Consider the following 13,867-nt stretch of genomic DNA (forward strand, 5'->3'; position numbering starts at 1 on the left):
AACAATATCAACGGATGATGGAACACAGTTCCCTAATAATGCAACCCTTATCAGCGATCAGAATTTAAAATTAAATATTACATTATCAGGCGGGACAAAAGATTTTACATCTACAGATGTTATAACCATTACTTCGAAGAGTAATTGGATTGAATTCACTACAAGCCCAGTAATTACTATAGATCTTGATTTTAAATCTGCTACAGCTACTGTTTTTGTTAACATTAGTGCAGATACGGCGTTTATAGGTAAAACTGAAAGTTTCACTGTAAAAACAACAAATACGGGTTATAAGGATCAAGATTTTAACTATAAAATTTCAGACATAGATATAAATTCTTTAATATTAACTTCAGATAAAATTTATATCGAAACACCAAAAGGTGCAAATGTACCCGATTTAAATAATCCTAATAGAGTATTAATATCAACAACCGTAAAAGATACCTCAGATAAAGCAATCACTAATTTAAGTATTAATATATCGGTAAATGATCAAACTAGTTTATCAAAAGTCAAATTGATGGATATCAAAGGTAATGACTTACCCGTTAGTGTTGATGGGTTTTCAGGATATCAGTATATTAATTTAACCACAGATTCGAAAGGTAACCTGCAATTTTACGTATTTCCTCAAGAATCGAAGTCGCTCTTATTAAAGTTACATAGCTCGATAGATGGATTTTTAACTAAGCATGCCTCCAAAGATCCCCTGTTTATTTTAGATGCATTAAGCGCCCAATTTAATTCACATCCGGGCGCTCCTGATATATTACAACTCAATGGTGATGTTTTAATACCCGTAGAAAATGAAACAAGTTTTAATGTAAAAATTCCGAAATATCCCCAGGTCAAAGATTCAGATTATATTCTATTTACTGTTAATGGTAAAGTATTAGACACCTATACTCAAGTTTCAAATGTAGCGAATTTAGGTACTTATGCTTATCAGTTACCCTATTCAACATTGCCAATGTCCGATAAAGAAAATACCTTTGGTTATATTCTCGCAAGAGAAAGCATGAATATACTGTACTCTTATGAAATTAATTTTAAATATGAGTGGGGTTCAAGCGGACCGACTTTAAATGAAAGGACTTTGTTATATCCTGTGATATATTCTAGTCATGGACTTAATCCAGATGATATTATACCCATGAATGATATAATTAATTACACTACAATTAGTCAATATATGTTTAATGGGGGGGCTGCCCTTTACGTGGAAGTTGAGGCTGATTCTAATAATAAAATTAAAGTCAATCCCGGAGATACCGTTACTATTCAATTGACGGTTAATTCATCTAACAGGGGTAAATTAAACGTTAAGTTTCCACTTCAGTTACCTGCGGCACCAGCAGGTCAAACAGTGTCAAAAGGACATATCAAGGTTTCTAGCGATGCACTTAATGGTACTGGTGGGGCTGGTGATTATGGTGGATCAACTATCATTTATATCGATTATTTCAAAGGGACTGAAAATACTGGGCAATATAGTAAAAAGTGGCAAGCGTATATAGATACGGTATAGATAATACTCTTCCTGGGGAAGACTAACTTCTTAAGGTATCTGATTATCAATAAATGAGAGCTATTCATTAAATCACGATTCAAAATAATAGGAATAAATCTTATCCCGCGCGTTGCGCGGGATAAGATTACAAATTCTCACTATTTAGTGATTTAATAAAAGTGTCCAACTTTATGGGGGCATTTCAAAATAGCGCAGCCTTGAATTTAGGGTGTAGATTGGGCTTATTGCCAGTTGAAGCAAAAATGCAGTGTTTTATCTACATTTTGCTTCAGTATCTCGCCTAATTGTTTTGCACCGTCAGCGGTATAGGTGAAATCAGTTGTAGTACTTGAGCCAGGGCTAAGATTGCTAGAACCAAGATGATAAGTTGAACCATTCACAGTCACTTCAAGACTTTTATTCGGTAAGTTTAGTTGGCTTTGGGTGGTAACTTGCAATTCCACACCCCAATAATTATTAATGGGTTGTTCCTCTAAATAGAACAAAATGATGCCTCCAACACCCATAGTACTTTGAATATTAGTCAGAGTGCCAAAAGGAGATTCACTTAAACTTGCATCCCAACTTTCGTTCAAATATCCCCAAGCTTGAGATTGACCATAATCATATGTGGTAGTCCCTACCTTAAGATCAAAAGACAGCATGCAATCCATTAATTTCCAGTCACAAGCAATCAAGTCTTCTTGCGTTGGTTGCCAAGATGTTGCTCCATCTTTATCAGTCATCTCAATCTGAGGTAACACATTACTTCCATCGCTGCCCGTTGATCCCGGAATAAGCTTTATGTATTCAATTTGAGAATCCCAGCCATTGCGACGAACTTGATGCCCTAGGTACACTTGAATTAGTGCCCATGGGAGAGATCCGGTTGGGGCGGCTAAATCATGATTGACCTTGGTGATAACTTCAATCTTGTAATGCTCCGGATTAAACGGACATGCAGTATTATCCAGTTTATTAATTTCAGACATAAATCCCTCACTTGTTATTCGTTAAAAGATCATTTCATCTTACTAATAAACAGCTATTTAATATTACTTAGGTCGGATTTTTATCTCAATCTAATAACACAAAGCAGAGTTAATACGCATTTAAATAAGGTTTAATGACATAAAAATTTACTATTCAACGAGTGAATGATTAGCCGGATTGTAAATTCAAAACTTACTGAGGGAAAAACACCCATGCCCAATAAATGGCAAATCATAACCACCAGCATAGTGGTCTGATATATCAGGAGGGATATTTACTTTATTACGTAACCAAAATCGAATCAGCAGGTCAATAGTGCACAAATAACAACTTGACAATTAGAAGGCTATCTTAGCCAGAAACTGGCGGACGATTTAGCCCAACGGGCGTCATTTGCATCACGAAAAAACGCAGTAACACGAAAGCAGAATGGGATAGGATAATGTTATTAAAGCGTTTTATCATTGAAACCATTAATGGTCAATCAAAAGAAATTTCTCAAATAGATCATTCTCGCCACAGATGTATAACAGGATTTCTGTTGACTGTTTTAGGCGGTGTGATTACCTACTACTTAAAATGGAAAAAACCATCACTGGAAATTTTCTAGTCAAAAGAAGATGTTCCAGTGGTGGTTTAAACGGAATTCGAATTGAACAATAAAAGTCGCACGTTTCGTCGATTACTGTTACTGTTTTATTGTCTAGAATGATGAGGTTGCCGTCTGTGTCAAATTCAGATATGACGCAGTTAATTTGTTAGTCACTCAGGATATGAGGTTAGCATGTTTGAATTGCTTAAAAGTTTGGGATTTGCGCTGATTATGGTTCCCGTGGTAATGGCCGCTATTTTGGCGTTGATTTACGGGTTGGGGGGAGTGTTCAATATGATCTCCAAAACAGAAAATACCCGCCAACAGCCTTGAACCTTGTGATTTCCATTACCCGGTTATCCGGGTAATCAATTCCACTTTCTCTTCATCTATAACTCCTGCCAGATGTAACTCTTGCAATAAAAACTAAAACTGGCTCACAACTTGCCGATTAATCTCAGGATGGCATTTTCATTTGACGTTGTATCTTGTTATATACAACGCACCATATTGATTATCTTAGGCAAGTATAAAATGAAAAAGAACGTTTATCAGTTGCTGACCGGGGCTGTGGTGTCTTTTGCGTTGGCTGGAAATGTCTGGGCAGCAGATAAAGTGACGGTTTTTGCGGCCGCTTCATTAACTAATGCACTGGATGATATTGCAGCACAGTATAAACAAGAGAAGCAGGGCGATATTGTGACTTCCTACGCTTCATCCTCGACACTGGCACGTCAGATAGAACAGGGCGCCCCTGCGGATATTTTTATTTCTGCCGATCAGCAGTGGATGAATTACGCGGCTGATAAACAATTAATGGCTGAGAATACCCGCCATACCTTGTTGGGTAACCAGCTTGTCCTCATTGCACCTAAAGAGAGTAGATTGGATAAAGTGGTTCTCAACCGAGAAACACAATGGAAATTCTTGCTGGCCGGAGGGCGGTTAGCGGTGGGTGATCCTGATCATGTGCCGGTGGGTCTTTACGCCAAAGAATCACTGCAATATTTGGCTGCGTGGGAAATGGTTAATCCACTGATGGCGCGGACTCACAATGTGCGCAGTGGTATGGCACTGGTAGAGCGGGCAGAGGCTCCGTTAGGCATTGTGTATGGCTCTGATGCCATTGCCAGCCATAAGGTGAAAGTAGTGGGTGTTTTCCCATCGGAAAGCCATAAACCGGTGGAATATCCGGTTGCAATCGTTAAAGGTCATGAAAAACAGGCTGTTCGCGACTTTTATGACTATCTTAAGACCCCTGAAGCCGCGGCTATTTTTAAACGCTATGGTTTTACTCCACGGTAGGAACTGATCTTTTGGAGATGTTAAGTGAATATGAATGGCAGGCAATTTTGCTGAGCTTAAAAATTTCAGGCATGGCGGTGTTATTCAGTTTGCCATTCGGGATACTGATGGCATGGATGCTGGCTCGTTGCCAATTTTTTGGAAAATCGCTGCTTGACAGCATCATCCATCTGCCACTGGTATTACCGCCGGTGGTCGTGGGATATCTGTTACTGATTAGCATGGGGCGCCGCGGGGTCATTGGTGAATTCCTTTATGACTGGTTGGGTCTCAGTTTTACCTTTAACTGGACAGGAGCGGCATTAGCTTCGGCTGTGGTGGCTTTTCCGCTGATGGTCAGAGCTATCCGGTTATCATTGGAGGGCATCGATCAGCGTTTGGAACAGGCCGCTCGTACTTTAGGAGCAGGTTCGTTTAAAGTTTTTTTCACGATGACCTTGCCGTTATCATTACCCGGCATTATTGTGGGGGCGGTATTGGCGTTTGCCCGCTCGTTGGGAGAATTTGGCGCCACCATTACCTTTGTGTCGAATATTCCGGGGGAAACCCGAACCATTCCTCTTGCCATGTATACATTGATAGAAACACCAGGCGCTGAAACCGCCGCCACCCGCCTGTGCGTCATCGCGATTGCATTGGCACTGATTTCATTGATGCTTTCCGAATGGCTGACACGTTGGGGCCGAAAACGTTTGGGGGCAGCATGTTAGAACTGGATGTTGAACAGCGCCTGGGTGAGCTGCACATGCAACTTGATACCACGTTGCCAACCGAAAGCATCACAGCCATATTTGGGCTTTCGGGGGCAGGAAAAACCTCACTGATCAATGTCATTGCGGGACTGAGTCGTCCACAAAAAGGCCGCATTGTTTTAAATGGTTCCACGTTAGTGGATACAGAACGCAACTTCTTTCTGCCACCAGAAAAGCGCCGTATTGGTTATGTTTTTCAGGATGCACGCCTTTTCCCACATTATCGCGTGAAGGGAAATTTACAATACGGTATGGCACCAGAGATGAAACCACAGTTTGACAGCATCATTCATCTATTAGGAATTGAACATTTACTGTCACGTTTTCCCTGCACATTATCGGGGGGAGAAAAACAACGGGTAGCGATCGGTCGGGCATTGCTGACTGCCCCTGAGCTTTTGCTTATGGATGAACCATTGGCATCATTAGATTTACCCCGTAAGCGTGAGTTATTACCTTATCTCGAAAAATTATCCGAAGACGTCAAAATCCCTATCCTGTATGTGAGTCACAGTTTGGATGAAATTTTACGTCTGGCAGATAATGTTATTGTCATGGACAAGGGAAAAATCAGGGCGACAGGAACCTTGGAAGAAGTTTGGTCGAGCAGTGTACTGCGCCCGTGGCTGCAAAAAGAGAGTCTGGGCAGTATCCTGAAAGTCTCTGTTATGCAACATCATCAGCGTTATCACATGACCGCCGTCGCAGTGGCGGATAAACTCCTTTGGTTGCCGCAAATGAATGCCGCGCCAGGAACAGATCTGCATATCCGCATTGATGCTTCGGACGTTTCCTTAGTATTGGCGCAGCCAAAAGCCAGCAGCATCCGTAATACTCTGCAAGTCAAAGTCATGGAATTTTTTGAAGATAATGGTCAGGTTGATGTCAAATTGGCGCTGGGTGAACATAGTTTATGGGCGAGAATTACCCCTTGGGCGCGGGAAGAGCTTAATCTGCGGGCAGGGCAATGGTTATATGCACAGATAAAGAGCTTTTCGTTAAATCGTCTCTTATGAACAGGTAGAAAGCCTCGCCGTTTACGGCAGGGAGCAGTCACCAGACAAATCTTTTCAAGCATCTTTATAGATCAATGAAATGGCAATGAAGCATTAAGGAGAAAATATGAAACAGGTGGTTTATACAGCCAGCCCAAATAGCCGACAAATCCACGTATGGTCGCTTAATGAGGCAGGAGAACTTTCGCTTCTCCAGACCGTCAATGTGCCGGGTGAAGTTCAGCCCATGGTTGTTAATCCTGATGGCAAACACTTATATGTGGGAATTCGTCCACAATTTAGCCTTGTCACTTATGCCATTGGGCAAGATGGACGCCTTGAACAGCAGGTCATTGCGCCCTTGGCGGGTAGCCCGACTCATATATCCACTGACAGGGCGGGGCGTTTTTTATTTTCTGCTTCTTATAGTTTCAATAACTTAAGTGTCCATCCTATTGATGAACATGGGATCGTCAAAGCACCAAGTCAAGTTGTCGAAGGCCTGCAAGCGCCACATTCTGCCAATATTGATCGAGAAAATCGTCAATTGCTGGTGCCATGCCTGAAAGAGGATCATATTCGTATTTTCAATTTGGATGAACAGGGTTGTCTGACAGAAAACCGGGCTGATGAAGTAACCACCACAGCAGGTGCAGGCCCGCGTCATATGGCATTCCATCCGAAAAAACCGGCTATTTACTGCATTAATGAATTGGATTCAACCGTTGATGTTCTGCGCAAATGGGAAAAATATCGTATTGTGCAATCCACTGATTCGCTGCCAACCGATTTTTCCAGTGTTCGTTGGTCTGCGGATATCCACATGACACCGGATGGCTGCCACCTTTATGCCAGTGAGCGTTCTGAAAGTCTAATCAGCCATTTCCACGTGTCAGAAGATGGTTATCATTTGACACTAGCCGGGTATTATCCGACAGAAACCCAACCACGCGGTTTTGCCATCGATCATCGCGGTCATTTTCTGATTGCAGCAGGGCAGAAATCGGATCATATTTCAGTATCCCGCATTGACAAATATTCGGGAGAATTAACTCAACTGGCACGTTTACCGGTTGGTAAAGGCCCGATGTGGGTGACAATATTGGCACTGTAAATCTGAGCCGCGCTATTTGGCGCGGCAAATTAGGCCATATATTAAATAGTTAGCTGCTGTGATATGCTTCCGGCTTTTTAAGAGAGAAGTATGGCCAAAGTTGACGTCTATTGCCGTATCGGCGGACATGCTTGTCTCCGGTAAAATGATTTTCAATCCGTGCTCATAACAGCATCAATTCAAAGGATATAACAGTCAGACTTATCTATTCCAGCATGGATAAAATTACACCCATAAAATTGTGATTAACCTCTCTTCTTAAATAAAATCAGATAATTACCTAATATAAATTTAAGGTAGTACCCGAATAAAAAAACAAATTATAGATCCCTTACTCCCCGGTGCCTTGAGGAGTAAGAAAGTGATCTGCAAATTTGAATGGTTATTTAATTTTAAGATAACAAACCAATACCACTTATTGATTTTGGATCAAGCTGAACGTTCCAATACCAGAAAAAACAACTGGGTATGTGATTAATAGATGATTCTGATAGACAGAAAACAGATCGCCTAAATAAACATTTCCACTGTAAAGACGTAAGACGATATTTCTTGGGTTAATATAAAGCTGGAAATTTAATGGCGTATTGATAATAGAGCGAGCATGTTTTACGACACCGCCCAGATGGATATTATTAAAATTCAATATGGGTGTATTATACCCGCCTTGAATATAGCCATTGAAATTGGTCTTTTTCCCTATATTAGGCTGGTGTCCAATGATGGCAGGATAAGATGATACCTGGATAAAGGGAAAGCTGCCATATTGATGATAGGTATTAATGTTAAAATGCCCACTGACAAACTCTGTTTGTTGTAAGGCCGGGTTGGTTAGTGTATCGGGTTTGATATTTTCTGCAAACAGATGGGCTAATTCAGGTTTTTCTTTTACCAGCATTGCGTAATGTGAAATCTCTTGTTCATATCGGGTCTTAGAGAGTTCAAATACATCTTGTATTTCTTCATTAGAAGGTGTGAGCAAATTGTCTTTATTCATGATTTTTTCCTCTTTGTTTAAATAAGTATGATTACGTCATGAATATATCAGATAATTTATTTTTAAGTGATATCATTCCCTCGGTTTGGCTAATTAATATTTGTCAGTGATTGTTATTTTGGGATGAATTAATAGACTGTGTTTTTTATCAGAAATAGAATATTAAATTCATTTATCCAGTCACCTAATTAAATAGGTGACTGGATATTATATTCTAATTCACTGCATCAGTAATGGCATTTGTCAGCCTAGACAGCTGTTCTGCTTGAATAATATAAGGAGGCATCAGGTAAATTAACCGGCCGAATGGCCTGATCCACACCCCTCGCTGGACAAAATAGCGTTGCAGTGAAGCGACATCAACGGGTTGTTTCATTTCAACAACCCCTATGGCGCCTAAAATCCGCACGTCTTTGACTGAATGGTGTGATTTGAGGGGAGATAGTTCCGCTTTAAGCTGCGTTTCAATGGATTGAACACGCTGTTGCCACGGGCTGTCAGAGAGCAATTTCAGACTGGCATTGGCGACAGCGCAAGCCAGAGGATTGCCCATAAAAGTGGGACCATGCATAAAACAGCCAGCTTCACCTTGGCTGATCGTTTCAGCGACATGACGGGAAGTCAGTGTTGCGGATAATGTCAGATACCCCCCCGTCAACGCTTTGCCTAAGCACACTATATCTGGCTCTGTCTGGGCATGTTCACAGGCGAATAGCTTGCCGGTTCGCCCAAATCCGGTCGCAATTTCGTCGGCAATCAACAAGATCTGATGCTCATCACAAAGTTGACGAACCTGGCGTAGATATTCAGGATGATAAATCCGCATCCCGCCAGCACCCTGGACAATCGGTTCTAAAACCACGGCGGCGATGTCACCGTGGCATTGCTGCAATAATCGTTGCAAGGAATTAATATCTTTCGGTTGCCACTCATCATCAAACTGGCATTGCGGAGCATCAGCAAACAGATGATTGGGGAGATAACCTTTGTACAGGTTATGCATAGAATTGTCCGGATCGCAGACAGACATGGCGCCAAAAGTGTCACCATGATAACCCTGACGCAAGGTCAGGAAACGATGGCGTTTCTCCCCCTTGGCTTGCCAATATTGCAAGGCCATTTTCAAGGCGACTTCTACGGCGACAGATCCTGAATCCGCCAAAAAAACAGACTCCAAAGAAGCCGGTGTCATTGCCACTAATTGCCTGCACAGTTCAACCGCAGGAGGGTGAGTTATGCCGCCGAACATAACATGAGACATCTTATCAATCTGAGATTTCGCCGCCTCATTGAGGATCGGATGATTATAACCGTGGATAGCGGCCCACCATGAAGACATGCCATCAACCAATTTGTGACCATCTGATAAAACCAGTTCCACACCGCTGGCTGATACAACAGGATAAGTGGGAAGCGGATTAGTCATTGAGGTATAGGGATGCCAAATATGGCGCTGATCAAATTCAAGATCTGAAGGGGTCATAATAACTTAGTTGTAAACCTTTCTTGCTTCATTTTGGTTGACATGATAACGGCATTATTTAAACTGGCAACATTTTTTACATCGGAGATGTTATTGTGAGCGAGTGTCAACAATGGACCATCAAACAGGCACAGGCACTGTTTGATAAACCTTTTTTTGAATTATTATTTCAGGCACAACAGGTACACCGTGAACATTTTGACCCACAACAAGTACAGGTCAGTACACTGCTTTCGATAAAAACAGGGGCTTGTCCAGAGGATTGCAAATATTGTCCACAAAGTTCCCGCTACAAAACGGGTCTGGAAAAAGAGCGGTTGATGGAAGTGGAAAAAGTCATTGAATCAGCGCACAAAGCGAAAGAGGCGGGTTCAACCCGTTTCTGCATGGGAGCGGCCTGGAAAAACCCGCATGAGCGAGATATGCCGTATTTGGAAAAAATGGTCAAAGAAGTCAAAGCATTGGGGATGGAAACCTGTATGACACTGGGGATGTTGAATCCATCTCAGGCACAGCGTTTGGCAGAGGCAGGTCTGGACTATTACAACCATAACTTAGACACTTCGCCAGAATTTTACGGCAATATCATCACGACCCGCAGTTATCAGGACAGACTGGACACGCTGGATAATGTCCGGGATGCAGGCATTAAAGTTTGCTCAGGCGGTATTGTTGGTTTAGGGGAGCAAATTCGTGATCGGGCAGCATTATTGGTGCAATTGGCGAATTTACCGAAGCCGCCGGAAAGTGTGCCGATTAATATGCTGGTAAAAGTGAAGGGAACGCCACTGGAAGACAATGATGATGTCGATCCTTTTGACTTTATTCGTGCCATTGCTGTCGCGCGGATCATGATGCCAAAATCTCATGTCCGGTTATCCGCAGGACGTGAACAGATGAATGAACAAACTCAGGCCATGTGCTTTATGGCAGGCGCCAACTCCATTTTCTACGGCTGTAAATTGCTGACAACCCCCAACCCAGGTGAAGATAAAGATCTGCAACTTTTTCGCCGTTTAGGCATCAATCCTCAACAGACAAAAACCGCTTTTGGTGACAATCAACAGCGGCAGCAGCTGGCTGAAGCCATTATTCATCATGCTGATCACGAACAATTCTATAATGCGGCAGTATGATGAGCTGGTCAGACTTTCTCTCCCGACGTTTGGACGAACGTCGAGGTACCTCGTTATGGCGTAACAGGCAAATTCATGATGGTACAGATGGGCGTTTATTATCCACTTCGGAGGGGCAATACCTTAATTTTTCCGGCAACGATTATCTTGGCTTGAGTCAACATCCCCAGATTATTGCGGCCTGGCAGCAAGGTGCCCAACAATATGGGGTGGGTAGTGGCGGTTCAGGGCATATGACGGGGTATACTGCCGCGCATCATACTCTGGAACAACAATTGGCTGGGTGGTTGGGATACTCACACGCACTGCTTTTTATTTCGGGTTATGCCGCTAATCAAGGCGTAATTGCCGCCTTGATGGCAAGCGAAGATCGCATTATTGCTGATCGCCTGAGCCATGCTTCGTTGATTGAAGCCGCAATGCACTCTCCCGCACAACTTCGGCGTTTTCTGCACAATGACATGGGATCTTTACAGCAACATTTGGCCAAGGTATGCGTCGCTAAAACGCTGGTGGTTACGGAAGGGGTTTTTAGCATGGATGGTGATTGTGCGCCGCTGGCAGCGATCGCGCAGCAAGCAAAATCGACAGCAAGTTGGTTGATGGTGGACGATGCGCATGGTATCGGTATTTATGGTGAGGAAGGTCGCGGCAGTTGCTGGGTACAAAATGTTAAACCAGAGATTTTGATCATCACCTTTGGCAAGGCATTTGGATTGAGTGGTGGTGCCGTTTTATGTGATGAGCAAACCGCAGAATACCTGCTTCAATATGCCAGACACCTGATTTACAGTACCTCAATGCCACCAGCTCAGGCTGTGGCACTTTCCGCCGCAGTGCGGCAAATCAGGGCGGGAGATGCGTTGCGTCAGCGATTACACAGCAATATTCGTTACTTTCGTCGCGAAGCACGGCACCTGCCTTTTTCATTGATGAAGTCAGAAACGGCTATCCAGCCATTAATCGTGGGTGACAATGAGCGTTGTATCGCACTATCTCAGATGCTTAAGCAAAAAAAAGTGTGGGTCAAAGCGATCCTTCCTCCTACGGTTCCCCCTGACAGTGCGCGATTACGCATTACGTTAACCGCAAGCCATACACAGCACGATATTGATGTATTACTGGAGGCGTTGCATGGATTTCGCTGTTAACTCCGTTGATAAACAAGCGATTGCCGGTGCTTTTGGCCGTGCGGCTTCCCAATATGACACGGTGGCTAAATTGCAACAGCAAACCGGTGAGTATCTGATGGCGTTGGCACAAGCGGAAGATACCGGCAGGCGGGTATTGGATGCGGGATGTGGAACCGGTTTTTTCAGTGCTCGTTGGCAACAGCAGGGTAAACAAGTCATTGCACTGGATCTGGCTGCCGGCATGCTGAACCATGCAAAGGGACAGCAAGTTGCTGATTATTATCTGCAAGGTGATATCGAGCATTTGGGACTGACGGATAACAGCGTAGACCTCTGTTTCAGCAATCTGGCGGTACAATGGTGCAATGATTTGCCCTGTGCATTGCGCGAGTTTTACCGGATTACCCGTCCCGGCGGCCTGATTGTGTTTTCCACGTTGGCACAGGGTTCATTGCATGAATTGGCCGCGGCGTGGGAGCGTGTGGATGGTTATCGGCATATTAACCCATTTCTGCCATTGCGGGCAATTACCCGAGCCTGCCAACCCTATCGGCATAAGATCATTAACCAGCAATATGACCAGCGCTATCCACAGCTGTTGCCTTTGCTGCATTCTCTAAAAGGGATCGGTGCGACACACCTTCATCACGGCCGCCAGCAGGGATTAATGACGAGAAAACGTCTAAAAGCTCTTGCCGAAGCCTATCCACGTAACAACGGGGATTACCCATTGAGCTATCAAATTGCTTTTGGAGTCATTGATTGTGACAAATAAATATTTTCTGACAGGAACCGACACGGAAGTCGGTAAAACAGTGGTGAGTTGTGCTTTGCTGCAAGCGGCTAAGCAAAAAGGGTATTTGACTGCGGGTTATAAGCCCGTGGCATCTGGCAGTAGAGTGACGACAGAAGGAATACGTAATGGCGATGCTTTGGCCTTACAGCGTAACAGTACCGTGCCATTAACTTATCAGGAGGTGAATCCTCTGGCATTTGTGGAACCGACATCACCTCACATCATCAGTGCAAAACTGAATCAACCCATCGATTTTTCTGTTTTATCAAAAGGATTAGACAGATTGGCAAAAAAATCTGACTGGGTATTGGTTGAGGGCGCAGGGGGGTGGTATACGCCCCTTTCGGAAAATACCACGTTTGCTGATTGGGTCATTCAGGCAAATTTACCGGTCATTTTGACCGTCGGTGTAAAATTAGGTTGTATTAACCATGCCGTATTAACCGCCAAAGCGATTCTCGATTCTGGATTGAAACTGGCAGGCTGGGTTGCGAATGAAATTGAGCCTGCCGGCAAACATCAGGCTGAATATTTGGCAACACTGGCGCGGATGATCCCCGCGCCTTTATTGGGCGTGATCCCCCATCTGGGTGAATCAAGGGATAAAAATAATCTGGGAAAATATATCACGCTTGATTTATTGGTTAACTAATTGTTTACTTTGGGTTAGTTAAAATTGGTACCTGTCATCGTTCGCTAATCGATGTTCTTAAGTAAAAGATGTTTTATTTCAACAACGATTGAGCCATTTTTGATCAACAAATAATGTGAATCAGTTGCAAAACAGCATAAAAATATTTTTCGATTGAAAAAATTGGTCAGTGGGGATAACTCCGCAACCGCCCATGCTTAATAGGTTTTGCTGAGTTATCCACTATTCCTGTGGATAACCTTGTGTATTAGTTTTAGAAAAGTATCCTCGTGCAAGGCAATACGCGGCTTGCACCAGATTTGCTGTTATTCTCTACTTGGATTTTTTTGTAATCAAAATCAACATTTTAAATAAAATCAATCCCTTTCTTCATCCCTTTGCTATTCAGCGCTTTATCATTTCACGC

13 protein-coding genes and 1 pseudogene are annotated in these 13,867 nt (G+C 43.1%); 11 read left to right on the forward strand and 3 right to left on the reverse strand.

From position 1 onward, the window contains the following. On the forward strand, nucleotides 1-1,531 hold a 1,531-nt coding region (locus PSI15_RS15450), incomplete at its 5' end, for a hypothetical protein (protein WP_273584299.1). A gap of 224 nt (nucleotides 1,532-1,755) precedes the next feature. Here PSI15_RS15450 and PSI15_RS15455 read toward each other — a convergent pair. Beyond that, nucleotides 1,756-2,505, reverse strand: a complete 750-nt coding sequence (locus PSI15_RS15455) for a Thoeris anti-defense Tad2 family protein (RefSeq protein ID WP_273584300.1) — start codon at nucleotides 2,503-2,505, stop codon at nucleotides 1,756-1,758. Nucleotides 2,506-2,847: 342 nt separating this feature from the next. Here PSI15_RS15455 and PSI15_RS15460 point away from each other — a divergent pair. The 6 genes and pseudogenes from PSI15_RS15460 to pgl form a co-directional block, all read left to right on the forward strand. After that, nucleotides 2,848-3,116, forward strand: a pseudogene (locus tag PSI15_RS15460) (transposase); the annotation flags it as partial. A 174-nt stretch (nucleotides 3,117-3,290) separates the two neighbouring features. Continuing rightward, nucleotides 3,291-3,431 (forward strand): AcrZ family multidrug efflux pump-associated protein, encoded by a 141-nt coding sequence (locus PSI15_RS15465; RefSeq protein ID WP_071827244.1) that lies wholly within the window; start codon nucleotides 3,291-3,293, stop codon nucleotides 3,429-3,431. A 201-nt stretch (nucleotides 3,432-3,632) separates the two neighbouring features. Beyond that, a complete protein-coding gene (modA, locus tag PSI15_RS15470; protein ID WP_273584301.1) occupies nucleotides 3,633-4,403 on the forward strand; it encodes a molybdate ABC transporter substrate-binding protein in 771 nt (256 codons plus the stop codon). 17 nt (nucleotides 4,404-4,420) lie between these two features. Beyond that, nucleotides 4,421-5,113: a molybdate ABC transporter permease subunit gene (modB, locus tag PSI15_RS15475; protein WP_273584309.1), complete on the forward strand. Its 693-nt coding sequence runs from the start codon at nucleotides 4,421-4,423 to the stop codon at nucleotides 5,111-5,113. After that, nucleotides 5,107-6,171: a molybdenum ABC transporter ATP-binding protein ModC gene (gene modC, locus PSI15_RS15480; protein ID WP_273584302.1), complete on the forward strand. Its 1,065-nt coding sequence runs from the start codon at nucleotides 5,107-5,109 to the stop codon at nucleotides 6,169-6,171. Before modB ends, modC begins: the two co-directional genes overlap by 7 nt. 106 nt (nucleotides 6,172-6,277) lie before the next feature. Continuing rightward, on the forward strand, nucleotides 6,278-7,264 hold the full coding sequence (pgl, locus tag PSI15_RS15485; RefSeq protein ID WP_273584303.1) for a 6-phosphogluconolactonase: 987 nt from the start codon (nucleotides 6,278-6,280) through the stop codon (nucleotides 7,262-7,264). Between the two features lie 415 nt (nucleotides 7,265-7,679). On the opposite strand, the gene PSI15_RS15490 is transcribed toward pgl, so the two are convergent. Both PSI15_RS15490 and bioA read right to left on the reverse strand, forming a co-directional pair. Further along, nucleotides 7,680-8,261: a hypothetical protein gene (locus PSI15_RS15490; RefSeq protein ID WP_273584304.1), complete on the reverse strand. Its 582-nt coding sequence runs from the start codon at nucleotides 8,259-8,261 to the stop codon at nucleotides 7,680-7,682. Nucleotides 8,262-8,475: 214 nt separating this feature from the next. Continuing rightward, a complete protein-coding gene (gene bioA, locus PSI15_RS15495; RefSeq protein WP_273584305.1) occupies nucleotides 8,476-9,744 on the reverse strand; it encodes an adenosylmethionine--8-amino-7-oxononanoate transaminase in 1,269 nt (422 codons plus the stop codon). 95 nt (nucleotides 9,745-9,839) lie between these two features. Here bioA and bioB point away from each other — a divergent pair, with 95 nt between their 5' ends. Genes bioB through bioD form a run of 4 tightly spaced genes read left to right on the forward strand, consistent with a single transcriptional unit; the run spans nucleotide 9,840 to nucleotide 13,461 of the window. Next, a complete protein-coding gene (bioB, locus tag PSI15_RS15500; protein ID WP_273584306.1) occupies nucleotides 9,840-10,880 on the forward strand; it encodes a biotin synthase BioB in 1,041 nt (346 codons plus the stop codon). Then, a complete protein-coding gene (gene bioF, locus PSI15_RS15505; RefSeq protein WP_273584310.1) occupies nucleotides 10,880-12,031 on the forward strand; it encodes an 8-amino-7-oxononanoate synthase in 1,152 nt (383 codons plus the stop codon). Before bioB ends, bioF begins: the two co-directional genes overlap by 1 nt. Beyond that, nucleotides 12,015-12,788, forward strand: a complete 774-nt coding sequence (gene bioC, locus PSI15_RS15510) for a malonyl-ACP O-methyltransferase BioC (RefSeq protein WP_273584307.1) — start codon at nucleotides 12,015-12,017, stop codon at nucleotides 12,786-12,788. Before bioF ends, bioC begins: the two co-directional genes overlap by 17 nt. Then, nucleotides 12,778-13,461 (forward strand): dethiobiotin synthase, encoded by a 684-nt coding sequence (gene bioD / locus PSI15_RS15515; RefSeq protein WP_273584308.1) that lies wholly within the window; start codon nucleotides 12,778-12,780, stop codon nucleotides 13,459-13,461. Before bioC ends, bioD begins: the two co-directional genes overlap by 11 nt. The last annotated feature ends 406 nt before the right edge of the window (nucleotides 13,462-13,867 follow it).

Source organism: Xenorhabdus sp. PR6a, from assembly GCF_028599065.1.
In the GTDB taxonomy this organism is placed as follows: Bacteria; Pseudomonadota; Gammaproteobacteria; order Enterobacterales; family Enterobacteriaceae; genus Xenorhabdus; species Xenorhabdus doucetiae.